Here is a 22,045-nt window from a genome sequence, read left to right as displayed (position 1 = left end):
CCATGGACCGGTGGGTGCCGCCGACGAGACCGGGCCGTTCTTCCACGGGACGGCGGCCGCGCTGCGACCGGGCGAGCTGCTCGTCGCCGGGCGGCCGTCGAACTACCGGCCCGAGATGACCATGAACCACGTCTACTTCACCGCGCTGGTCGACGGCGCGGGGCTGGCCGCCGAGATCGCCGTCGAGCTGCGGTCGGGGGCGGGCGACCCGCACGTCTACGAGGTGGAGCCCACCGGCCCCTTCGAGGACGACCCGAACGTCACGGACAAGAAGTTCCCGGGCAACCCCACCCGCTCCTACCGCAGCACCGCGCCGCTGCGCGTGGTGCGGGAGGTCGAGGACTGGACCCGCCTGACCCCGGAGGCGCTGCAGGGGTGGCGGGACCGGCTGACCTCCCTGCTCCACGTGGAACGGGCCGAGATCATCAACTGAGCGCGTCCGCGTCGACGGGCGCGGTTCAGGACAGCTCGTCGACCACCTGCTGGGCGCGGTCGCGGTCGGCCTCGGCGCGCTGCAGGTCCTCCTCCGCGGCGGCGCGGTCGGCCTCGGCCCGGTCGGCCTCCGCCTCGGCGGCGCCGGCCTCCTCCTCGGCCTGCGCGGCCCGCTGCCGGGCCTGCTCCAGGGCCGCCTCCAGCTCGGCGACCCGGGCCCGGGCGTCGTCCCGCTCCCCGCGCGCGGCGCCGGCGGCCTGCGCGGCCTCCTTCGCCGCCGCGGTCGCCTGCTCGGCCTCGGCGGCGGCGTCGTCCACCGCGGCCCGGGCGGTGCGCAGGGTGGCCCGGGCGTCGCGCAGCTTCTCCTCCGCCTCCCGGCGGGCGGCCCGCTCGGCCTTGGCGGTGCGCGCCGCGTCCAGGTCCAGCGGCGGCGGGGGCGGCTCGGCGGGCACGGAGGAGGCCGGACGGCGGGGCGGGCGGCGGGTGGTCGGCGCGGTGGGCTCCGGCGTCCCCAGACCGTTGTAGGCGAGCGCCCCGGTGAGCCGCCCGGCGAGCACCTGCTCCGCGGCGTCCGGGTCGGCGACGGCGGCCTTGAGGGTCTCCTCGACCTGGACGACGACGGCGTCGCTGACCGGGTGGCCGGCGCGGCGGGCGTGCTTGGCGGCCTCCCGGGCCAGCGCGCGGACCACCTGCCGGCGCTGCTTGTCCAGGGCCCGCAGCTGCTCGGGGTCCAGGTCGTCCTGGGCGCGCCGCAGCAGGTCGCCCAGCTCGACCAGCTCGGACACCTGGTCGCCGGACTCGCGCACCAGCAGGTTCACCGTCCAGGCGGCCAGGGTCGGCTTGCCGAGCTCGCCGATGCGGCGGGCGAGGCCCTTGTCGGTGCGCTTGGCCTCGGCCACGGCGTCGGTGCGGGCGCCGATGAAGTCGGCGGGCAGCTGCGCGTACAGCTCGTCGGCCACCTCGTCGAAGTCCACGCCGACATCTTGGTGGGCAGGCCACCAGGTTTGCCCGGCGCCGCCCCGGCCCATGCTCAGGGCATGGAGACGGTCCACGGGCTCGCGGACGAGCCCGGCTTCACCCTCGTCACCGACGGGCCGCACGACGGCGAGCTGGTGGCCCGGGTGACCGGCACCCTCGACTCCGCGCACGGTCCCGAGCTCCAGGCGTCCCTGCTGGGGGCGCTGCGGGCCGCCCCCGACCGGCTGGTAGTTGACCTGTCCGGGGTGACCTTCTTCGGCTCCGCCGGGGTCACTGCGCTGGTGTGGGTCAGCGAGCACCCCGAGTCCGCGGGCAAGGGCGTGCGGGTGGTCGCCACCTCGAGGATCGTGACCGGCCCGCTGGAGATGACCGGGCTGCTGCTGCGGCTGGACGTGTCCGGGATGCCGCCGGAGTCGGTGCCGCCCACCGATCCCACCGGGCCCGCCGTGCCGCCGTCCGCTTGACTCTCCCCATGAGCAACCGCGAGAAGGCCGAGGCGCTGGCCCGGCTGCACACCGCCCCCGAGCTGCTGACCGTCGTCAACGTCTGGGACGTCATCAGCGCGACCGTCGTCGCCGACCTCCCCGGCACGAAGGCGCTGGCCACGGCCAGCCACTCCATCGCCGCCTCCTACGGCTACGCCGACGGCGAGGTCATCCCCGTGGACACGATGGTCGAGGCCATCGGCCGCATCGCCGCCGCCACCGACCTCCCCGTCTCCGCCGACCTCGAGGCCGGCTACGGCGACCCCGGCGAGACCGTCCGCAAGGCGATCGGGGTGGGCGTCGTCGGCGCGAACCTCGAGGACCAGATGAAGCCGCTGGCCGACGCCGTCGCCGCGGTCGAGGCCGTCGTGGCCGCCGGTGAGGCCGAGGGCGTCCCGTTCGTGCTGAACGCGCGCACCGACGCCTTCGTCAAGGCCGGCGACCGCCCCCGCGCCGACGTGGTCGCCGACGCCGTCGAGCGCGGCCGGGCCTTCCTGGAGGCCGGCGCAACCTGCGTGTTCGTGCCCGGCCTGCTCGACGAGCCGACCGTGGTGCAGCTGGTGGACGGCATCGGCGAGCGCCGGGTGTCGGTCATCAACGTCCCCGGCTCGCTGCCGCAGTCGCGGCTCGAGCAGCTCGGCGTCGCCCGGGTGTCCTTCGGCCCGTGGACCCAGCGCCTGGCGCTGACCGCGTTCGCCGACTTCGCCACCGCGGCCATCCGCGGCGGCAACCTGCCCGACGGCGTCCGCCCGCTGAACTGACGGCCCGGTCCGCGCCGCCGCTCAGCCGGCGGCGCGGGCCAGGGCGGCGCAGAATCGGTCGTGGTCGGCCGTGGTGGCGGCCAGCGGGTCGAGCACCTCCGCCTGGCCGACCGCGGCGACCGCGTCGTCCAGCCGCCGGCGCACCCGCCGCGCCCGTCTGCGCGCCCGGAAGGCCACGAACGGGCGCGCCAGGACGGCGAGCAGCAACCCGGCGAGCAGGCCGCCGACCAGCAGCAGCGTCGGCACCGGGATGCCCTCGACCCGCGGCAGCGGCACCAGGTCGGCGACCTGCAGCCAGCCCAGCACCACCAGCACGAGCAGCCAGAGCGCCCCGACCAGGGCCGCCGCGGTGACCAGCCACTGCAGCCCACCGACCCCGCGCTGCCACAGCGGCGTGCGGTCGGACCCCAGGTCGGTGCCGGCGACGGCCTGGTCGAGCCGGTCGGCCAGCCGCTCGGTGCTCACCTCCGTCCGCCGGCGCAGGTCGTCGGCCCACACCAGCGGCAGGCCCTCCCCCGCGGCGTCGCGGGCCCGGCGGACGGCGGTCGCCATCCCGGCCTGCTCCACCGCCCCGACCTCGGGCAGCGAGCTGCGCGCGCCCGCCTGCAGGTGCAGCCGGCGCAGCGGGTCCGGGCGCAGCTTGCCCAGCCAGCGCACCACCGGCCAGCCGGTCGCCGCGGTGCCGGCCTTGAGGGTCGAGCGCTCGACCGCCGACGTCACCGCGGGCACGCCGGCGGCGTCGGACAGCGCCCGGGTCAGCGCGGCCCGGTCGGCCCTGCGCGCCCCCGACGAGGAGGTGCCGCAGTGCTGCTGCAGGTCGCGGGCGGCGGCCCGGACGTCGGCGGTCAGCCGTTCGGTGGCCGCGCGGCGGGCGGCCACCCGGTCGGCGAGCAGGCCGGTCAGCTCGGGCAGCCCGGCACCGGTGCGGGCGCTGATCGGCAGCAGCGCGGCGTCGGCCAGGCCCTCGGCGTCCAGCAGCCGCCGCAGGTCGGCCCGGATCGTGGCGAGGTCGGCCTCTGGCAGCCGGTCGGCCTGGTTGAGCACCACGAGCAGCGCGCCGGCGTGCCCGGCCAGGGGCTCCAGGTAGCGGTCGTGCACCGCGGCGTCGGCGTACTTCTCGGGGTCGAGCACCCAGACCAGGACGTCGACCAGCTCGACCAGCCGGTCGACCTCCAGCCGGTTCTCCAGCCGGACGCTGTCGTGGTCGGGCAGGTCCAGCAGCACCAGGCCGTCCAGCGCCGCGTCCTGCGGTGTGCCGGTGGGGGCGTGCAGGTGCCGGCGGGGCACCTGCAGCCAGTCCAGCAGCGCGTCCTGCGGCTCGCCCCAGACGGTGGCGTGCGCGGTGCCGGTGGTCGGCCGGCGCACGCCGGGGGTGCTGACCTGGGCTCCGGACAGCGCGTTGAACAGGGTGGACTTGCCGCTGCCGGTGGCCCCGGCCAGCGCGACGACGGTGGCCTCGCCCAGCGCCTGCCGGGCACCGGCCTTGGCCAGCAGGGCGCGCGCCCGGCCCACCTCGGGCACCTCGAGGCGGCCCTCGGCGGCCTCGACCGCCTCGCGCAGCCCGCCGAGGCGGGCGGTGAGCCCGCGCTCAGCCACGGGCCCGCGCCACGGTGCGGGCGCTCTCCCGCAGCCCGGCGGCGTCGTCGGGGCCGGCCGCACCGTCGAGCAGCTCGGTGAAGCGCCGGTGTTCCACGTGGAGCAACGCCCCGGTCCGCTCGTCGAGGTCGCCGCGGGCCCGCTCGGCCAGCTGGCGCACCGCGGAGTCGCCGAACACCGCCTCCAGCACCCGCTGGCCCACCACCGTCGTGCCGCCGGCGACCGCGACCTCGGCGCCGGACAGGCCCGCGGTCTGCGCGAACACCGCGACCATGACGACGGCGCCGGCGCCGTTCACGCCCCAGGACAGCAGCCGGGCCCGCGACCGCTTGCCCGCGCCCTCGCCGCGGACCAGCTCCAGCACCGCGCCCTGCCAGTCACGCACCGTGCGCCCGGCGGCCTCGGTGAACTGCGGGCCCACCGTGGACAGCTCCCGCTCGCGGCCGGCGACCACCGCGGCGCCCCCGGGCAGGCCGCGCCAGGTGGTGACGGTGTCCTCGGCGGCGGTCTCGGCGGCCGAGCACAGCAGCCGCTCCACCCCGCTCTCCAGCGCGCCGGTCAGGTCCTGGGCGGGCGTGGGGCGGCCGGTGACCGCGGCGGTGACCCGGTCCCGCAGCCGACCGATGCCGGCCTGCAGCGACCGCATCCACTCCCCGGTGCCGACGAACTCCTGCCAGCGGGCGAGCACCTCACCGCGCAGCAGGGTGCCGTTGCGCACGCCCTCGTCGACGGCGGTCGCGGCCCGGCCGTAGGCGGCGTCGGCGGCGGTGCGCAGCGCCGCGGCCGCGGCGGCCTGCTCGTCGACGGCCCGGGCGATGCCGGCCACCCGGTCGTCCAGGCTGGCCAGCGCCCCGACCAGGGTCTGCCGCACCACCTCGGCCCGGGCCTCCGCGTCGGCGGCGAGCCCGCGCAGCCATCCGCGCAGCGGGGCCACCTGGTCCTCGGGCAGGAACCCCCCGACCAGCGGCCGCTCCTCGACCACCCACAGCCGGGCCTGGGCGAGCCCGGCCCGCTCGAGCATCCCGGCCAGGTCGGTGGCGACCTCGCGGGTGGCCTCCGGCGGCACCCGGTCCAGGACGACGGCCAGCGCGGTGCCGCGCTCGGCGGCGGTGCGGAGCAGGTCCCACGGGACGGCGTCGGCGTAGCGGGCCGCGGTGGTGACGAAGACCCAGAGGTCCGCGGCCGACAGCAGCTGGCCGGCGAGGTCGCGGTTGGCCTCCACCACGCTGTCGACGTCCGGCGCGTCGACCAGCGCCAGGCCCTCGGGGACCGCCGGGTGCACCTCGACCTGGACCGGCAGCACCCGGTCGTCGGCGAAGGCACCCCGGTCGGCGGGGGCGCAGACGAGCACCGGGGTGCGGGTGGTCGGCCGGAGCACCCCGGCCCGGGTCACCTCGGCCTGCAGCAGGCTGTTGACCAGCGTGGACTTCCCCGCGCCCGTCGACCCGCCGACCACCACGAGCAGCGGCGCGTCGACGTCGCGCAGCCGCGGCAGCAGGTGGTCGTCGACCTGGTCGACCACGGAGCGGACCGCCCGGACCGCGGCGTCCCGGCCCGGGGTGTCGAGGGCGAACGGGACGGCGGCGAGCTGGTTGCGCAGCCGCACCAGGTCGTCGGGCAGCGGGCCGGCGCTCGTCACCCGGGAAGTCTCCCCCGGGCCTTCCGGCTGCGCGTCCCGGCGGTGTCGGTGAGGATGGGCGCAGTTCCTGACCGACACCGTCCGAGAAGGGGAGGGCGCGGGTGCCCGCCGAAGCCGCCTGGCCGCAGTCCCCGGTCCCGGACGTCCCGGGTGACGTGTGGCGCTGGCAGCTCCCCAGCGTGCACGACGCGTCCCGCGTGCGGATGGACCTGCGCGCCCGCCTGGCGCACCCGTCGCTGACCTCGTCGTCGACCGAGGACGCCCGCGAGGGGCTCCTGCTGGCCTTCGAGGAGCTGGCCTCCAACGCGCTGCGGCACGGCGGCGGCGCCGTCGAGGCCGTCATCGTGGCCACCGCCGAGGGCTGGGTGCTGGCGCTGTCGGACGAGGCGGTCGACCGGCCACCGGTGCCCGCGGTCGACCGCGACCCGGCGCTGGGCGGCATGGGGCTGCCGATGGTGGCGCAGCTCTCGGTCGACCACGGCTGGTCCGCCGACGGCGGCCGCAAGCACGTGTGGGCGCGCCTGACCTCGGGCGTCGCCGTCCCCGGGGCCACCCCGGCCCCCCGGGGCAGCCTCGCCTGAGGGCCGCGTGACGGATCGGTCCGTTACCCACCCGTGACATCGGCGGTGACCGTCGGTTAGCGTCGGACCGATGCGTCCCCGGCTCGCCGTCCTCGCGCTCGGGGCACTCCTGGCTCTCGGCACGGCGGCCCCGCCGGCCGCCGCCGCCCCCGCCGACACCGCCGCGGTCGCCGCCGCGCAGGCCGAGGTGGACCGGGTCGCCGCCCTGGTCGCCGCCGCGGAGGAGGAGCTGGCCCGCTCGACGGTGCTGGCCGAGGCCGCCGCCGACGCCGACCGCGTCGCGCAGGAGGAGCTCACGACGGCGCAGGAGGCGCAGGCCGCCACCGCGGCCGCGCTCGCCGAGGCACAGGCCGCCACCGAGGTGGCCGAGGACGACGTGGCCACGCTGGGCCGCGAGGCGTTCATGGGCCAGCAGACCTTCGGCACCGCGCAGGTGCTGCTGGACGCCGAGAGCCCCGAGGACGTGCTGCAGCGCGCGGCCACCATGGAGCAGCTCGGGCTGGACCGCACCGGCCGGCTGGACGCCGTCGAGGCGCAGCGGGACCAGGAGCAGGCCGCGGACGCGGCAGCGCAGGAGGCCGTCGGCCGGCTGGACGCCGCCGCGCAGGCCGCCGCGGAGTCCGACGCCGCGGCCCAGCAGCAGCTGGCCGCCGCCCAGGAGTCCTTCGACGCGGTCACCGCGCAGAAGGCCGATCTCGACGCCGAGCTGCTGGCCGCGCAGACCGCGCTGCTGGAGGCGCAGGGGGTGGAGGACGCGGCGGCGGCCGCGGCCGCCGCGGCGCAGGCGTCGGTCGCCGCCGCCAGCGTGAGCAGCACCGGCGACGGCTCGCTCGTCGACGGCCGGGTCACCTCCTGCTACGGCTCGCGCTGGGGGACGACGCACTTCGGCATCGACGTCGCCGCGCCCATCGGCACGCCGATCTACGCCCCCGAGGGCGGCGTGGTCCTGGACGCCGGCCCCGCGAGCGGGTTCGGCCAGGCGGTCTACGTGCAGCACCCCGACGGCGTGGTCACCCTCTACGGGCACGTCGACAGCTTCACCGTGCGACCGGGCCAGGTCGTGTCGGCCGGGCAGCAGATCGCGACCGTGGGCAACCGCGGCCAGTCCACCGGCCCGCACGTGCACGTGGAGACCCACTACGGCGGGCTGTACGCCGACCGCCGCAACCCGGTGCCGTGGCTGACCTCGCACGGCATCTCGGTGGGCTCCTGCGGCTAGTTCCCGCTGCCCATCCCCCACCCGTTGGGCGTGCTGCCCTGCGACCCGCGGTAGGCGTCCGGGTCCGCGTGCCCCCGGCCGACGTCGGAGCCGATGTCCGGGTTCAGCCGGGCACCCCGCATCGTCGCCCGCCGGTCGTGCACCAGCATGGCGGCCAGCCCGGCCACCACCAGCACGCCCACCACGATCCAGAAGGTCGTCATGGCGGGAAGCTAGCCGCCGCGCGGCCCGCTGACCAGCGTCGGCGCCGCTCGGCGGGCCCGGCGGCCGGTCAGCGCGATCCCCAGCCCGCCGAGGACGGCGACCGCCGCGGCGCCCAGCGCGGCGTGGTCCCAGCCGGCGAGCTGGCCGGCAGCCGTCCCGGCGGGACCGGCCGCGGAGGCGACGAGGACCACGGCCGTCGTCCCGAGCGCCGCGCCGACGTAGCGGGCGGTGTTGTTGGCCCCGCTGCCCATCCCCGCCCGCTCGGCCGGCACGTGGGCCACCGCCTCCCGGCCCAGCGCCGCGTTCGCTGCGCCGTAGCCGATGCCGTAGACCAGCAGGCCGGGCAGCAGCACCGCCGGGGAGCTCCCCGTGCCGACCGCGGCCAGGGCGGCCATGCCCAGCCCGGCCACGACCAGCGCGCCGGCCAGCAGCAGCCGGCCGTCGACACCGGGCAGCCAGCGGAGCGCGACCGAGGTGGCCGTGCTGACCGCCGACCAGAACAGCACCAGCAGCGTGGCGGCCAGCAGCGAGGCGCCCAGGCCGCGCTGCACCATCGAGGGCAGGTAGGACGCCAGCCCCACCATCGCGCCGCCGGTGAGCAGCGCGCCGAGGGTCGCGGCCCGGAAGCCGGGTGCGGCGAACAGCGCCAGGTCGATCATCGGCGCCGGGCTGCGCCGCTCGGTGACCGCGAACGCGACCAGCAGCAGGGCACCCCCGACCAGCAGGACGACGCCGGCCGGGCCGGACGCGCTGCGCGACTGCACCAGGCCGGCGAGCAGTGCGGACAGGCCCGCGGCGAGCAGCACCGCGCCGGCGACGTCGGGCCGGCGCCGGGGCGCGGGGACGGCACCGGGCAGGGTGCGGTGGGCGACAAGGGCGACGCCGGTGCCGACGACCGCGGTCACCAGGTAGGTCACCCGCCACTGCGTGCCGTGGTCGAGCAGCACGGTCGCGACGCCGCCGAACCCGGTGCCCGCGCCGACGCTGGCCCCCCACACCGCCGCCGCCCGCGCCCGGTCCGGGCCCGGCGGGAACACCTGGCCGATGACGCCGAGCGCACCCGCCAGGACCGCGGCGCCGCCCACGCCCTGCACCAGCCGGCCCACCACGAAGGGCACGGTGCCGCCCGCCAGGCCGGCCACTGCGGCGCCGGCGGCGACGAGGGCCAGCCCGGCGACCAGCACGCGGCGCCGTCCCACGTCGTCGGCGAGCACCCCGGCGGTGAGCAGCGCGGCGGCCAGCCCCACGCTTATCGAGGACAGCAGCCAGGCCTGCGCACCGGGACCGGCCCCGAAGTCGGTCGCCGTCCGCACGCCGGTGCCGAGCGGGGTGACGAAGACGGCGAGCACGAGGAGGGTGGACCCGGCCGCGGTGGCCAGGGTCCGCCGGCGGGTGCGGTCGACGTCGGTCTGCTCGGGCACGGGACGACCTCCGCCGGGCTGGCTACAGTGGGGATGAGCCAGCACACCATGACACCTGGCTCAACTGCGCACAAGCGAGGTGGGGATGGACGCGCCGACCGGGGTCCGGGAGCACTGCACGATCGCGGCGACCCTGGACCTGGTGGGGTCCCGGTCGTCCCTGCTGCTGCTGCGCGAGGCGGCGCTGGGCACCCGGCGGTTCGCCGACTTCGCCGTCCGCACCGGGCTCAGCGAGCCGATGACCGCCCGGCGGCTGGCCGAGCTGGTCGACGCCGGGCTGCTCGCGCGCGCCGACTACCGCGAGCCGGGCCAGCGGGTGCGGCAGGAGTACCGGCTGACCCCAGCGGGGCTGGACTTCCTCCCGGTGATCACCGCGCTGCGGCAGTGGGGCGACGCGCACGCCGGCGTCCCCGGCGGCCCCCCGATCGCCGTGGCGCACGCCGGGTGCGGCGCGGAGGTCGTCGCCGAGGTGCGGTGCACGCACGGCCACCCCGTGCCGCCCGGCGAGTCCGTGGTCACCCACCTGCGCTGAGGCCGGCCCCGCCCACGCCGGCGTCAGAGGTGGGCGCCGCAGCGGCGCGCGGCGAGCACGGCCAGGGTGCGGGTCGTGCGCAGCACCTCCTCGATGCGCACCTGCTCCCGCGGGGCGTGCGCGAACCGGACGTCGCCGGGGCCGTACTGCAGCGTCGGGATGCCGCTCAGACCGGTGTAGAGCCGCAGGTCGCTGCCGTAGGGCGCCGCCGCGGCCGCCGCCGTCCGGCCCTCGACGTCGTGCACCGCGCGGGTGACCTCGCCGAGCAGCGGGTGGCCCTCGGCGAGCCGGCCGCTGGCGAACTGGCCGCCGGTCCAGGCCAGCCGCACCGGGTGGTCGCGCAGCCACGGGTCACCGGCGGCGAGGTCGTCCAGGGCGCGGCGCAGTGCGGCCCGCGCCTCCTCCGGTGCCTCGCCGAGCCGGACGCCCATGCGGCCCTCGGCGACCAGCACGTCGGGGACGCTGCTGGCCCAGTCACCGGCGCGGAGCGTGCCGACCGAGATGGGGTAGGGCAGCGGCTGGCCGGCGAACAGCGGGTGCGGCGCGGCGTTGCGCTCCCGCTCCAGCTCGGTGAGCGCGGCGAACACCGGCAGGAACGCCTCCACGGCGCTGTGCCCCTCCAGCCGGGTGCTGCCGTGCGCGGCCCGGCCGTCGACGGTGAGCTCGAAGGTCAGCGCCCCGGCGTTGGCCACCAGTACCCGCCCGCTGGTCGGCTCGGTGATCACCGCGGCCTCGCCCCGGTGCCCCCGGACCACCGTCGCGAACGCGCCCAGCCCGCCGTCCTCCTCGGAGACCACGGAATGCACCGCGAACGGGCGCTCCAGCCGCACCCCGGACGCCGCGAGGGCCCGGGCCACGCCCAGGTTGACCGCGCAGCCGGCCTTCATGTCGCAGGCACCGCGGCCGTGCACCGCGCCGCCGCGCACCGCGCCGCTGAACGGGTCGCGGTCCACCCACTTGCCCAGGTCGCCGGTGGGGACGACGTCGACGTGCCCCTGCAGCACCAGGGCCGGCACCCCGGCAGGGCCGAGCACGCCCACCACGCCGACGCCCTCGGTGCGCGGCGCCTCGGTGCCCGGGAAGTCCGGGTGCGCGGCCAGCGCGGGCAGGTCCAGCGCCCAGGTGTCGACGTCGAAGCCGAGCCGGGTCAGCGCCGCCGCCTGCTGGTGCTGCTCCTCGGTCTCCGCGTCCGAGCCGGTGGTGCTGGGCACCCGGATCGACCGGACCAGGTCCTCCACCACGCCCTGCTCGTCGATCGCGTCCAGCACGGCGAGCTCGGCCCGGGACAGCGCCCGGTCCTGCACACCGACCAGATCGGCCACTGCGGTCATGTCGCCCTCTCCTCGAGCGTCCCCCGGGCGCGCCTGCCGCCCCGGCGGCGACATCGTGGCCGCTGCGGGGGGCCAGGCAGAAGAGCGTCATCCGTGGGTCGCTCCATACCTGGTATGCATCCGGGGTGCTCGACCTCCGCCAGCTCGCCGCCCTGTGCGCGGTCGCCGACGCCGGCTCGGTCTCCCGGGCCGCGGCGGCGCTGGGGTGGAGCCAGCCGACCGTCACCCACCACCTGCGGGGCCTGGCCCGCGAGCTGGGCACGCCGGCGGTCTCGGCGACCCCGACCGGCTCCCGGCTCACCCCGGCGGGCGCCGAGCTGCTGCCCCATGCCCGGGCCGTGCTGGAGCGCAGCGAACGCGCGCTGGCCGAGGTGCGCGCGTTCGCGCGGGACCGGCGCCGGCGGGTGGTGCTGGGCATCTACCCCTCGGCGGGGCTGCTGCTCCTGCCGCACCTGCTGTCCTGGTCCCGCGCGCAGGGCGTGCGGATCACCGTCCGGGAGGCCGAGGTCGCCGTCCTGCGCCGGGACCTGGCCGAGCTGCGGGTCGACGCGGCGGTGGTCTACACCAGCGCCGCGGACACCCGGCCGGTGCCGCCGGGCTGCGACCGGCGGGTGCTGGCCGAGGAGCCGCTGAGCCTGCTGGTCCCGGCCGGGCACCGGCTGGCCGGGACGCTGGCCGGGGTGGAGCTGGAGGACCTCGCCGAGGAGGACTGGATCCTCTCCGCCCAGCCCGACGAGCCGATCGAGCTGCTGCTGCGGGCGGCGGCGGGCGCGGTGGGGTTCCGCCCGCGGGCCCGCGCGCGCAGCGACGACTACCTGCTGGTGGCCGCCTACGTGGCGGCCGGGCTCGGCATCTCGCTGGTGCCGGCGTCGATCGCCGACCGGACGGCCGAGGGGGTGGTGGGCGTCCCGGTGGCTGACGACGCCCTGCACCGCAGCGTCGAGCTCATCGCGCACTCCGGGGTGGACGAGCAGCTGGTGGCCGAGCTGACCGCGGCGGCCCGCCGCATCCTGCGGGGCTGAGCCACCGCGGGCCGTGTGCACCGGACCCTCTTCTCGAACCCGGTGCACCCGACTGCGTGGAGTGTGGCACCTCATTGCGCACAACAGAAGAGGGCGCGCCACCCGGACGGGTCAGGCCGGCAGCGGGGCCCCCGCAGCGGCGACCAGGCCGAAGAGGTCCTTGGGGTCGGCCGGGTCGGCGACCAGGTCCAGCTCGGTCGACCACGGCGTGCCCCGGACGGCGTCGGCGAGCCAGCACAGCGCGCTGAAGTCCTCGACGGCGAACCCCACCGAGTCGAAGAGGGTGACCTCGTCGGCCCGCGTGCGGCCCGGACGGCGCCCGGCCAGCACCTCCCACAGCTCGGTGACCGGCGAGTCGGCGGGCAGGGCCTGGATCTCGCCCTCGACGCGGGTCTGGGCCTCGAACTCGATGAACACGCTCGCGGCGCGCACCAGCTCGACGGGCAGCTCGGTCTTGCCGGGGCAGTCGCCGCCGATGGCGTTGAGGTGGGTGCCGGGGGCGACGTCGGCGGCGTCGAGCACGAGGGCCCGGGCCTTGTCCGCGGTGCAGGTGGTGACGACGTCGGCGCCGCGCACCGCCTCGCCCGCCGTCGCGCACAACGTGACGGTGAACCCGGCCGGCTGCAGGTGGCGGACCAGCTTGGCGGCGGCGGCCGGGTCGGGGTCGAACACCGCGAGGTCGGTGATGCCCAGGGCGGTGCGCATGCCCCAGGCCTGGAACTCCGCCTGGCTGCCGGCGCCGACCAGGGCCAGCCGGCGCGCGTCGGGCCGGGCCAGCGCGCGGGCCGCCACCGCGGAGGTCGCCGCCGTCCGCACGGCGGTCAGCAGGGTCATCTCCGCCAGCAGCAGCGGGTAGCCGGTGTCGACGTCGGCCAGCGCGCCGAACGCGGTCACGGTCTGGAAGCCGCGCTCGGGGTTGGTCGGGTGGCCGTTGACGTACTTGAACCCGTACCGCTGCCCGTCGCTGGTCGGCATCAGCTCGATGACGCCGATCGGCGAGTGGCTGGCCACCCGCGGGGTCTTGTCGAACTCCGCCCAGCGGACGAAGTCCGCGTGCACCCGCTCGGCGACCTGGGCGATCGCCGGGCCCACGCCGGTGGCGGCCAGCAGCCGCGCCATGTCCTGCACACCCACGAACGCGGTCATGCCCGCTCCTCCTGTCGCAGCTCGAGGGTGCAGCACTTGACGCTGCCCCCCGCCTTCACCAGCTCGTCCAGCTCGATCCCGACCGGCTCGAAACCGGCCGCCCGCAGGTCCGCGGCGAGCGTCGTCGCCGCCACCGGCAGCAGCACGTGCCGGCCGTCGGAGACCGCGTTCAGCCCGAAGGCCAGCGCGTCGGCCTCGGTCGCCTCGACCGCGCCGGGGAACAGCGTGCGCACCACCTGCTGGCTGCTGGCCGAGAACGCGGCCGGGAACCAGGCCACGGTGGTGTCGTCGAGCACCGCCAGGCAGGTGTCCAGGTGGTAGAAGCGCGGGTCGACCAGCTGCAGGGAGACGACGGGGACGCCGAGCACCTCCTGGGCCTCGGCGTGCGCGGCGCGGTCGGTGCGGAAGCCGGTGCCGGCCAGCACCAGGTCCCCGACCACGGCGAAGTCGCCCTCGCCCTCGTTGGTGTGCACCGGCTCGTGCACCGCGATGCCGAGCTCGGCCAGCAGCTCCCGGTGCAGCGCAGCCTCGGGCCGGCGCTCGGGGTGCAGGAAGGCCGCACCCAACGCGCGGCCACCGACGACCAGGGCGCCGTTGGCGGCGAAGACCATGTCCGGCAGGCCGGGGCCCGGCGCCAGCAGGTCGACCCGGTGGCCGAGCGACTGGTAGGCAGCGACCAGCCCCGACCACTGGCTCATCGCCCGGTCGCGGTCGACGGGGACGGCGGGGTCCATCCACGGGTTGAGCACCGACACCACGTCGAAGTGGGTCGGCGGGCACATCACGAAGTGCCGGGTGCGCGCGGTGCGCTCCGGTGCAGGGGCGGCCTGCTGGACGGGGAAGGTCACCGATCCATGGTCGGGCCGCGCGCCCACGCAGTCGATCCCCGGCCGTTGTGCCGTACCGTCGATCCGTTGCGTTCTGGCCGCTCCAGGTGCAACGCTTCGCCGGTGATCGTCGACGACATCGACCGCGGGATCGTGACCGCCCTGCAGCGCGACGCCCGGGCCACCTTCGCCGAGATCGGCGACGAGGTCGGGCTGTCCGCGCCGGCGGTCAAGCGGCGGGTGGACCGCCTGCTGGCCTCGGGCGCCATCCGGGGGTTCACCGCGGTGGTCGACCCCGCGGCGCTGGGCTGGTCGACCGAGGCCTACGTCGAGGTCTCCTACTCCGGCGTGGTCTCCCCGCGCCGGCTGACCCAGGACCTCGGCGCGCTGCCCGAGGCGGTGAGCGCCTGGACCGTCTCCGGGGCGCCCGACGCCGTCCTGCAGGTGCAGACCCGCGACGTGCGGCACCTGGAGGAGGTGCTGCAGCGCATCCGCGGCCTGCCCGACGTCACCGGCACGCAGACCGAGATCGTGCTGTCCCGCCTCTTCCAGCGCGCCGCCGTCCCCCCGGTCTGATCAGCGGGGGCGCAGCACGTAGCCGGTGTAGCCGTAGTCGCCGGCGTGCGCGGCGCGCACCGCGACCTCCTCGCCCACCTGGTCCAGCAGGGCCCCGTCGACGCCCTCGGCGCGCAGCTGCTCGATGCGGGCCGCCAGCGGGTCGTAGTAGGCGGCCCAGTCGGCGTCGGGCAGCAGGTAGGTGGCGTGCACGACCCACCCGGCGGCGCGGAAGGCCTCGACGTCGCCGGCCGTGCTGCGCATCGCGGGGTAGCCGCGGTCCCAGAAGGCGCGGGCACCCGGGGCGGGGGCGGCCGTCGTCCACCCGCACTCGGTGAGGACGACGGCACCGCCGGGCGCGAGCAGCGGCCGCCACCCCGCCAGCGCCGCGTCCACCCCCACCGTGTACGCCGAACCCTCGGCCCACACCAGGTCGACCGTGCCCGGCGCCAGCGGGAGCGCGTCGATCGAGGCCCGCAGCGGGTGCACCCGGTCGGCCACCCCCGCGGCGCGGGCGCGCTCGGCGACGGCGGCGAGGAAGGGGGCGTGCAGGTCGACCGCGGTGACGTCGCCCCCGGTCAGCCCGGCGAGCAGCACCGACGCCGGGCCGGTGCCGCAGCCGGCGTCCAGGACCCGCGGCCGGTCGGGCAGCGGACCGGCCAGGGCGAGCAGCAGCTCGGTGGTCCGGCGCGAGCCCGGCGCCTCCCGGGGCAGGCCGGTGTGGGCGAGCCAGAAGACGTCGGACAGGTCCACCACGCGGGGCAGGCTGCCAGCCCGGGCCCCGGGCCCGCCACCGACTTCCCCGGACGTCAGCCGCGGGCGGTCCACGCCGACCACAGGTCGGCGTAGCGGCCGCCCGCGGCGACCAGCTCGGCGTGGGTGCCCTGCTCCACGACCCGGCCGGCGGCCAGCACCACCACCCGGTCGGCCCGGGCGGCCTGGGTCAGCCGGTGCGCCACCACCAGCGTGGTGCGCCCGGCGGTGGCGGCCGTCGCGGCCTCCTCCAGGTCCCGGGCGCCCGCGCTGCCGGCCTCGGCCGTGGCCTCGTCGAGCACCGCGACCGGCGGGTCGGCGAGCACCAGCCGGGCCAGCGCCAGCTGCTGGGCCTGCGGGGCGGTCAGCGTGCGCCCGCCGTCGCCGACGAGGGTGCCCAGGCCCAGCCCGAGGGCCCAGTCCGCGCCCACGGTGCGCAGCGCGGCGGCCACCTCGGCATCGGTGGCACCGGGGCGGGCCAGCCGGACGTCGTCGGCCAGCGTCCCGGCGAACACGTGCACCTCCTGGCTGACCAGGCCGACGTGCGCGCGCAGGTCGGCCGGCGCGCCGTCCACCAGCACCTCGCCCGCGGTGGGCCGCAGGGCACCGGCCAGCACCCCGGCCAGCGTGGTCTTGCCCGCCCCCGACGCCCCCACCAGCGCGACGCGCTCCCCCGGCGCGAGCACCAGGTCGACGTCGGCGAGCACCGGTGCCCCGCCGTAGGAGTGGCCCACCCCGCGCAGCTCGACCGCCGGCCGCCCGGACGCCGGTGCCGGCGACGGCGGCACCGGCAGGTCCGCCACCCCGACCATCCGCACCAGCGAGGCGCCGGCGGACTGCACGTCGTCGAAGGTGACCAGCAGCAGCCCCAGGGGGCCGAACAGCCGGTGGAACAACAGCGCCGCCGTCGTCACCGCGCCGACCGTGGTGTCGCCGTCGCGCACCAGCCAGAACCCGACCGCGAGGACGGCGGCCAGCCCGACGTACTCGGCCCGGTTCATCCGCCAGCCGAAGTCGGTGAACAGCCGGAAGACCCCGAGCGTGATCCGCAGCGCCTGGCCCGACCGCTCGTCGACCACCGCGCGGTGCCGGGCCTCGTCGGCGTAGGCGTGCACGGTGTCCACCCCCTGCAGCGAGGAGACCAGGGCCTGCGACCGCTCCCCCATCGCCACCCGCTCGGCGGCGTACCGCGGCGCCGAGCGCGGCAGGTACCAGCGCAGCGCCAGCACGTACAGCGGGAGCGCGAGCGCCCCGGCCAGCGCCAGCCGCCAGTCCAGGGCGCCCAGGCCCACGAGCGTGAGCAGCACCGTCAGCCCGGCCGCGGCGACCTGCGGCAGCGCGCTGGTCACCGCCTCGGCGACCTTCGCGACGTCGTCGGTGACGCGGGACAGCAGGTCGCCGCCGCGCACCCGGTCCAGCGTCGCCGAGGGCAGGTGCAGCGCCCGGTCCACCACGGCCTCCCGCAGCCGGGCCAGCACGGTCTCCCCGAGCCGGGCCACCAGCACCGTCGACACCCCGGTCAGGACGGCGGCCAGCACCGCCGCCCCCAGCAGCGCCCACGCGTAGGGCCACACCGACCCGGTGCCGCGGTCGACGGCGTCCACCAACCGGCCCAGCACCGCCGGGGCCAGCAGACCGGCCGCGGCGGCCGCGACCGCCGACAGCGCGGTCGCCGCGGTGGCCAGCGGCCGCGCGCGCAGCTGCGTCCAGACCACCCGGCCGGCCCGGCGCGGGGTGGCGACCGGGAGCAGGGAGCCGGTCACCGCAGCACCGCCGCGGCGTAGCCGGCGTGCCCGGTCAGCTCGGCGTGCGTGCCGACCGCCTCGACCGACCCGCCGCGCAGCACCACGACCCGGTCGCAGCGGCCCAGCAGCGCCGGGCTGCTGGTGACCAGCACCGTCGTCCGGCCGGCCCGCAGCCCGCGCAGGCCGTCGGCGACGTCGGCCTCGGTGACCGCGTCGACCGCCGTGGTCGGGTCGTGCAGCACCAGCACGTCCGGGGCCCGCAGCAGGGCGCGGGCCAGGCCGACCCGCTGCCGCTGCCCGCCGGACAGCGACCGGCCGCGGTCGGCCACCGGCAGGTCCAGGTCGGGCAGGTCGGCGGCGCCGGCCGCGGCCAGGGCGCGGGTCAGCGCGGTGTCGTCGGCGGCGCCGGCCGGGTCCAGCGCGGTGCGCAGGGTGCCCTCGAACAGCACCACCGCGTGCGGCTCGACCAGCACCCGGGCGCGGACCGCGGCCGGGTCCAGCGCGGCGGCGTCCGCGCCGTCCAGCAGCAGCTCCCCGGGCGTGACCGGCCGGCGCAGGCCGAGCAGGGCCACCAGCGACTCGGCGTCGGCGGGGTCGGGTGCCACCACCCCGAGCACCTCGCCGGGTTCCACGTGGAACCCGGCTGCGGGCACCGCGAGCGCCCCCGGGCCCGGCCGCGGTGCGGCGCCCACCGGGTGCAGCGGCTCGGCGGTGAGCACGGCGACCAGCCGGGCCGCCGACGCGCGGGCCTCGGCCACCTTCTGGCCGGCGAAGCCGAGCAGGCCGACCGGCTCGGCGAGGAACTGGGCCAGCCCCACGACGGTCACCAGCTGGCCGACCGTCATCGCCCCGTCCAGCGCCAGCGCACCGGCCACCCCGGCGACGGCGACGCCGAACAACCCGCTGCCCAGCACGGTCGCACCGCGGTAGGCACCGATGGCGCCCGCCGAGCGCAGCGTGGAGGCCAGCGCGGCACGGCTGGCCCGCCGGTAGCGGTCGGCGGCGGCGTCCTCGGCGCGGATCCCGCGCAGCACCCGGGTGCCGCGGACCAGGTCGGCGGCCAGGCCGGCGGCGCGGGCGACGTCGGCCTGCTGGGTGGCGGTGCGCCGGGTCAGCCACGGGCCCAGCAGCTGCAGCAGCCCGACCAGCAGCGGCGCGCCGAGCAGCACGCCGACGCCCAGCGGCACGCTGACCGCCAGCAGCCCGAAGGCCGACACCACCAGCGCGGTCGTCCCGGCCACCACCAGCGAGGCGGCCTCGACCACCCGGCCGGCCCGCTCGGCGTCGTCGGTCGCGGTGCTCAGCAGCTCCCCGGCCGGGGGCGCACCGCGCAGGCCGTGCGGGTCGAGCACCCGGGCGGCCACCTCCACCCGCAGCCGGTGCGTCTCGGTCCACCAGCCGGTGACCACGTGCCGGGCCCCGTACCGGTAGGCCTGGGAGAGCACGACGAACAGCAGCGCCGTGGCCGCCAGGCAGGCCAGCAGCGCCGGCACCGAGCCGGTGGCGACCGCCCGGTCGATGGTCACGCCGATGGCCACCGGGACCAGCGCCTCGCACGCCTGGTGCAGCGACAGCAGCACGGTGGCGGCCCCGAGCTCGCGCGGGTGCCGGCGCAGCGCCCGCCGCAGCAGGCCGTCCGCCGTCCTCGGGTGCCCGTCCATGTGAGGGCACCCTAACCGGCCGCTAGGCGCGCGGGCGGCGGTGGCCCCGGCGCTGCACCCGGCCGACCACGCGCTGCACCTTCGAGGGCGTGTGCTCGGGGTCGAGCAGCTCGGTGTCGGCCAGCAGGGTGTCGATCAGCCCCTGCCGCGGCGGCTGGAAGGGCTGCAGGGAGCGGCCGGTGTCCCGGCGCAGGGCCTCGACCGCGGCCAGCAGCGAGCCGCCGTGCGCGGCGACCGCGGCGGCGACGTCGTCCGGGCCGACCCCGAGGTGCTCGGCGAGCAGCCGGTCACGCACGCCGAGCACCGCCGCGGAGATCTCCGCGCGCCGCGGGTCACCGGCGGGTGCCTCGATGGTGAGGTCGCACTCGGTGTCCAGGCCCATCGACCGGTTGTTCAGGTTCGAGGAGCCGATGCGCAGCAGCCGGTCGTCGACGACGCACACCTTGGCGTGCACGTAGACCGGCGCGCGCTTCTCGGTGACCGGCACGTAGACGCCGAACCGGCCGTGCACGTCGGCCTTGCGCACCATGCCCAGCAGCTTGGCGCGGGCGGTGCCCATCGCCTTCTCCTCGAGCCACCCGTCGGCGGTCTCGGGGTTGACGACGACGAACTCGGGGCCGTCCTCCTCGCCCAGCCGCTCGGCGATGGCCTCGGCGACCCGGCGGTTGGCGAAGTACTGGCTCTCGATGTAGACGCACCGGCGGGCGCTGGCGACCATGGCCAGCCACAGGTCCTCGATCTCGTGCACCAGCTCCCAGTCGCGGTGCCGCGGCCGGGTGCGCGAGATGGCGACGTCGACGTCGGACAGCAGCACCGGCACCTGCTCGGGCCAGCAGTGCTCCACGCCCTCGACGGGGTCGAGGTCCTCGCCGGTGCCCGCGGCCCAGCGCCGCCGGGCCAGGTCGCCCAGGGCCTTGGCCGCGGGGCCGGAGACCAGGCTGGTGACGTCGTGCCAGGGCTGGGTGGTGCGGGCCGAGCGCGGCCGGTGCCGGTGCCGCTGGCGGTCCAGGTGCTCGGAGGTGTCCCAGCGGTCGGCGGTGACGTCGATGCCGCCGGCGAAGGCCAGGCAGTCGTCGACCACCACGATCTTCTGGTGGTGCGCGCCGCCGAGGGGGTGGTGGGTGTCGACCCGCAGCTGCAGCCGGTCGGGGGTGCGCCGGTTGATCAGCACCAGCGGGGCCAGGCCGCGGCCCAGCGCCTCGAGCATGCCCAGGTCCCACTGGAGCACGCCGACGAACAGGTCGGGGTTGCGCTCCACGGCCGCGGCCAGCACCCGGCCGACGCGGTCGTCGCGACCCCGTCCCGGTGCCCGCGGGTCCATCCGGATGCGGGGGTCGAAGTCCCAGCCGATGAACAGCACCTGCCGCTGCGCCTGCAGCACCACCTGCTTGAGGGTGGCGAAGTAGTCGGCGGCGTCGACGAAGACCGCGTGCCGGGTGGCCTGCTCGATCCGCCAGACGGTCTCGCCGGGCACCAGCACGCTGCCCTCGACCGGGGCCGGGTCGACCGGCTCCCGCGGGCTCGGGACGACGGCGGCGAACCCGCCGGTCCCCGGGTCGGTGCGGGTGCCCTCCTCCCCCGGGGCCGTCACGGGTGCTTCGTCGAGTAGGCGGCCGCGGCGTCGCGGAGGCTCTTGGTCGGCCGCAGCCAGGCGCCGTCCGGCGGCAGGGAGTCCAGCCGGACCCGGTCCAGCGGCGCCGCGAAGGCCCCCGGCACGTCCTCGATGTCGACGAAGTGCAGCAGGTCGGAGCTGATCGCGTAGCCGGCGACCTCGGAGAAGGCGACGACGACGACGTCGGTGCCGGCGCGGGCGAGGTCCTCGAGCGGCTCGGCGAAGTTGCGGCCGTCGCCGGAGAACACCACCAGCCGGCGCAGCCGGTGGCTGGCCGCGCGCACCTCGATGTGGTCGAGCATCGACTGGTCGATGTCGTCGTCCGGGCGGCTCTTGGGCCGGGCGAACACCGAGTAGCCGAAGCTGCGCAGGGCCTCGACCCAGCCGCGCAGCGTGGTCACGTGCTGCGGGGGCACGTTGGCGAACACGCAGGCCTCGACGTCGTCGGCGCCGCCGCGCCCGGGCTCGCCGGACCCGCCGACGAACCAGGCGGCGATGGCGTCGAAGCGCGGGCGGGAGGCCGCGGTCGGCCGGGCACCGATGACCGTGGCCAGGGTCATGTCGATGTTCGGGGCGTCCCACACCAGCAGGTCCAGCGCGGGGCGGTCCACGGCCACGCCGGACCCGGGGTCGGTGGTCTCGGTCGCGGTCACCGGGTCAGTGTGCCGGGTCGCGGGGGCGACCGGGGCCGGAGCGGGTGCCGGGGTCACCCGCTCCGGGGGTCCGGCCGGCGCGGTGGCGCGCCGGGCACGTCGTCGCCGGGGGGTCTCCACCGGTGCATCGTCGCAGCCGTCACGCCGGCGACGCTGGACGGTCTTGTTCCAGGTCTCATACAGTTCGTGGCTGCCGCACAGCATCGACGGGGGAGGCGTCCTGGCCGAGATCTCCAGGCGGGACCGCAAACGGGAGCGCACCCGCGAGCAGATCGTCACCGCCGCACGCGCCCTGTTCCTGGCGCAGGGCTTCGAGAACACCACCGTCCTGCAGATCGCCCGGACCGCCGACGTCGCCGTGCAGACGGTGTTCAACCACGCGCCGAGCAAGGAGGCGCTGTTCTTCCTCGGGCGTGTCCCGTACGCGCTGGAGATGCCGCAGCTGCCGCCGGCCGAGGTCGAGGAGGACCCGGCCGACGTCCTGGTGCGGCACCTGACCGAGCGGACCTTGGGCTACCTGCACTCGCTGGAGGACCCCGACAACCTGGCGATGGCCGGGCAGATCGACTCCTCGCCGGTGCTGGCCAGCTACGAGCGCACCATCCTCGCCGAGACCGAGCAGGGCCTGACCGCCACCATCGCCGAGCAGCTGCCCGACGTCGACGCGCCGTGGGCGGCCGCGCTGCTGCTGGCCACCACCCGCACGCACGCGCACGCCCACCGACGGGCGCTGGTGCCCGGCGTCCCGGCCTGCGAGGCCCTGTCGCGGGTGCAGCAGGAGCTGCCCGGCCACCTCCGCGCCGTCCTCGCCGTCTGCACCCCGGCCGGGCTCGCCGTCCGCTGACGGCGTCTCCGCGGAGACGCCGCCGCGCACACCGGGTCGCCGTCCGAG

The 22,045-nt window shown here is 77.5% G+C and carries 22 protein-coding genes; 9 read left to right on the top strand and 13 right to left on the bottom strand.

Annotated features, from left to right (window positions below):
- Window positions 1-10 precede the first annotated feature (10 nt).
- Window positions 11-433, top strand: coding sequence for an NAD(+)--rifampin ADP-ribosyltransferase (gene arr / locus BLT39_RS18195; RefSeq protein ID WP_091067002.1), 423 nt, complete (start codon window positions 11-13; stop codon window positions 431-433).
- A gap of 25 nt (window positions 434-458) precedes the next feature.
- Here the strand turns inward: arr and BLT39_RS18190 are convergent, their stop codons facing one another.
- A complete protein-coding gene (locus tag BLT39_RS18190) occupies window positions 459-1,406 on the bottom strand; it encodes a hypothetical protein (RefSeq protein ID WP_091066999.1) in 948 nt (315 codons plus the stop codon).
- 63 nt (window positions 1,407-1,469) lie between these two features.
- Here BLT39_RS18190 and BLT39_RS18185 point away from each other — a divergent pair, with 63 nt between their 5' ends.
- Entirely contained in the window at window positions 1,470-1,874 is a 405-nt protein-coding gene (locus BLT39_RS18185) for an STAS domain-containing protein (RefSeq protein ID WP_091066996.1), read from the top strand.
- Between the two features lie 8 nt (window positions 1,875-1,882).
- Window positions 1,883-2,656 (top strand): isocitrate lyase/PEP mutase family protein, encoded by a 774-nt coding sequence (locus BLT39_RS18180; RefSeq protein ID WP_091066993.1) that lies wholly within the window; start codon window positions 1,883-1,885, stop codon window positions 2,654-2,656.
- 21 nt (window positions 2,657-2,677) lie between these two features.
- Here the strand turns inward: BLT39_RS18180 and BLT39_RS18175 are convergent, their stop codons facing one another.
- Window positions 2,678-4,252, bottom strand: a complete 1,575-nt coding sequence (locus BLT39_RS18175) for a GTPase (RefSeq protein WP_091066990.1) — start codon at window positions 4,250-4,252, stop codon at window positions 2,678-2,680.
- Window positions 4,245-5,891, bottom strand: coding sequence for a GTPase family protein (locus tag BLT39_RS18170; protein WP_091066988.1), 1,647 nt, complete (start codon window positions 5,889-5,891; stop codon window positions 4,245-4,247). Before BLT39_RS18170 ends, BLT39_RS18175 begins: the two co-directional genes overlap by 8 nt.
- Window positions 5,892-5,992: 101 nt before the next feature.
- On the opposite strand from BLT39_RS18170, the gene BLT39_RS18165 reads away from it, so the two are divergent.
- Window positions 5,993-6,472 carry an ATP-binding protein gene (locus tag BLT39_RS18165; protein WP_242658532.1) on the top strand — a complete coding sequence of 160 codons (480 nt, stop codon included), beginning with the start codon at window positions 5,993-5,995 and terminating at the stop codon, window positions 6,470-6,472.
- Between the two features lie 70 nt (window positions 6,473-6,542).
- Entirely contained in the window at window positions 6,543-7,691 is a 1,149-nt protein-coding gene (locus BLT39_RS18160; RefSeq protein WP_091066985.1) for a M23 family metallopeptidase, read from the top strand.
- On the opposite strand, the gene BLT39_RS18155 is transcribed toward BLT39_RS18160, so the two are convergent.
- On the bottom strand, window positions 7,688-7,894 hold the full coding sequence (locus BLT39_RS18155) for a hypothetical protein (protein ID WP_091066982.1): 207 nt from the start codon (window positions 7,892-7,894) through the stop codon (window positions 7,688-7,690). The genes BLT39_RS18160 and BLT39_RS18155 overlap by 4 nt on opposite strands.
- A 9-nt stretch (window positions 7,895-7,903) precedes the next feature.
- Window positions 7,904-9,316 carry an MFS transporter gene (locus tag BLT39_RS18150; RefSeq protein WP_165640315.1) on the bottom strand — a complete coding sequence of 471 codons (1,413 nt, stop codon included), beginning with the start codon at window positions 9,314-9,316 and terminating at the stop codon, window positions 7,904-7,906.
- Window positions 9,317-9,401: 85 nt separating this feature from the next.
- Between BLT39_RS18150 and BLT39_RS18145 the strand changes: the two genes are divergently transcribed.
- Window positions 9,402-9,848, top strand: a complete 447-nt coding sequence (locus BLT39_RS18145) for a winged helix-turn-helix transcriptional regulator (protein WP_091066976.1) — start codon at window positions 9,402-9,404, stop codon at window positions 9,846-9,848.
- A 23-nt stretch (window positions 9,849-9,871) separates the two neighbouring features.
- On the opposite strand, the gene BLT39_RS18140 is transcribed toward BLT39_RS18145, so the two are convergent.
- Window positions 9,872-11,179 (bottom strand): ArgE/DapE family deacylase, encoded by a 1,308-nt coding sequence (locus BLT39_RS18140; protein WP_091066973.1) that lies wholly within the window; start codon window positions 11,177-11,179, stop codon window positions 9,872-9,874.
- 125 nt (window positions 11,180-11,304) lie between these two features.
- Between BLT39_RS18140 and BLT39_RS18135 the strand changes: the two genes are divergently transcribed.
- The gene (locus BLT39_RS18135; RefSeq protein ID WP_091066969.1) at window positions 11,305-12,201 is read left to right on the top strand and encodes a LysR family transcriptional regulator; all 897 of its coding nucleotides are present in this window, start codon (window positions 11,305-11,307) and stop codon (window positions 12,199-12,201) included.
- Between the two features lie 111 nt (window positions 12,202-12,312).
- On the opposite strand, the gene BLT39_RS18130 is transcribed toward BLT39_RS18135, so the two are convergent.
- Window positions 12,313-13,347 carry an ornithine cyclodeaminase gene (locus BLT39_RS18130; RefSeq protein WP_091066966.1) on the bottom strand — a complete coding sequence of 345 codons (1,035 nt, stop codon included), beginning with the start codon at window positions 13,345-13,347 and terminating at the stop codon, window positions 12,313-12,315.
- Window positions 13,344-14,195: a dimethylargininase gene (ddaH, locus tag BLT39_RS18125; protein ID WP_242658531.1), complete on the bottom strand. Its 852-nt coding sequence runs from the start codon at window positions 14,193-14,195 to the stop codon at window positions 13,344-13,346. Before ddaH ends, BLT39_RS18130 begins: the two co-directional genes overlap by 4 nt.
- Window positions 14,196-14,297: 102 nt before the next feature.
- Between ddaH and BLT39_RS18120 the strand changes: the two genes are divergently transcribed.
- Entirely contained in the window at window positions 14,298-14,750 is a 453-nt protein-coding gene (locus BLT39_RS18120) for an Lrp/AsnC family transcriptional regulator (protein ID WP_242658530.1), read from the top strand.
- Here the strand turns inward: BLT39_RS18120 and BLT39_RS18115 are convergent, their stop codons facing one another.
- The 5 genes from BLT39_RS18115 to BLT39_RS18095 are packed head-to-tail and all read right to left on the bottom strand — an operon-like array spanning window position 14,751 to window position 21,153.
- Window positions 14,751-15,485 carry a class I SAM-dependent methyltransferase gene (locus BLT39_RS18115; RefSeq protein WP_091067410.1) on the bottom strand — a complete coding sequence of 245 codons (735 nt, stop codon included), beginning with the start codon at window positions 15,483-15,485 and terminating at the stop codon, window positions 14,751-14,753.
- A 53-nt stretch (window positions 15,486-15,538) separates the two neighbouring features.
- Window positions 15,539-17,245, bottom strand: coding sequence for an ABC transporter ATP-binding protein (locus BLT39_RS18110; RefSeq protein ID WP_091066960.1), 1,707 nt, complete (start codon window positions 17,243-17,245; stop codon window positions 15,539-15,541).
- Entirely contained in the window at window positions 17,242-18,888 is a 1,647-nt protein-coding gene (locus BLT39_RS18105; protein WP_091066956.1) for an ABC transporter transmembrane domain-containing protein, read from the bottom strand. The genes BLT39_RS18110 and BLT39_RS18105 overlap by 4 nt, the downstream gene beginning before the upstream one ends.
- Before the next feature lie 22 nt (window positions 18,889-18,910).
- Window positions 18,911-20,479, bottom strand: coding sequence for a phospholipase D-like domain-containing protein (locus BLT39_RS18100; protein ID WP_207508118.1), 1,569 nt, complete (start codon window positions 20,477-20,479; stop codon window positions 18,911-18,913).
- Window positions 20,476-21,153, bottom strand: a complete 678-nt coding sequence (locus BLT39_RS18095; protein ID WP_242658529.1) for an NYN domain-containing protein — start codon at window positions 21,151-21,153, stop codon at window positions 20,476-20,478. The genes BLT39_RS18100 and BLT39_RS18095 overlap by 4 nt, the downstream gene beginning before the upstream one ends.
- A gap of 163 nt (window positions 21,154-21,316) precedes the next feature.
- Here BLT39_RS18095 and BLT39_RS23125 point away from each other — a divergent pair, with 163 nt between their 5' ends.
- Window positions 21,317-21,997, top strand: coding sequence for a TetR/AcrR family transcriptional regulator (locus BLT39_RS23125; protein ID WP_242658528.1), 681 nt, complete (start codon window positions 21,317-21,319; stop codon window positions 21,995-21,997).
- Window positions 21,998-22,045 lie beyond the last annotated feature (48 nt).

The sequence above is a fragment of the Klenkia brasiliensis genome, assembly GCF_900100695.1.
GTDB classification, from domain to species: Bacteria; Actinomycetota; Actinomycetes; order Mycobacteriales; family Geodermatophilaceae; genus Klenkia; species Klenkia brasiliensis.
The sequence above is the reverse complement of the archived record's forward strand: the minus strand, read 5'-3'. Positions and strand labels throughout refer to the sequence as shown.

Coding starts and splice junctions, on each gene's coding strand:
- BLT39_RS18185 (WP_091066996.1), top strand. CDS start 1,470: ATGGAGACGGTCCACGGGCTCGCGGACGAGCCCGGCTTCACCCTCGTC.
- BLT39_RS18180 (WP_091066993.1), top strand. CDS start 1,883: ATGAGCAACCGCGAGAAGGCCGAGGCGCTGGCCCGGCTGCACACCGCC.
- BLT39_RS18160 (WP_091066985.1), top strand. CDS start 6,543: ATGCGTCCCCGGCTCGCCGTCCTCGCGCTCGGGGCACTCCTGGCTCTC.
- BLT39_RS18155 (WP_091066982.1), bottom strand. CDS start 7,894: ATGACGACCTTCTGGATCGTGGTGGGCGTGCTGGTGGTGGCCGGGCTG.
- BLT39_RS18145 (WP_091066976.1), top strand. CDS start 9,402: ATGGACGCGCCGACCGGGGTCCGGGAGCACTGCACGATCGCGGCGACC.
- BLT39_RS18140 (WP_091066973.1), bottom strand. CDS start 11,179: ATGACCGCAGTGGCCGATCTGGTCGGTGTGCAGGACCGGGCGCTGTCC.
- BLT39_RS18130 (WP_091066966.1), bottom strand. CDS start 13,347: ATGACCGCGTTCGTGGGTGTGCAGGACATGGCGCGGCTGCTGGCCGCC.
- BLT39_RS18105 (WP_091066956.1), bottom strand. CDS start 18,888: ATGGACGGGCACCCGAGGACGGCGGACGGCCTGCTGCGGCGGGCGCTG.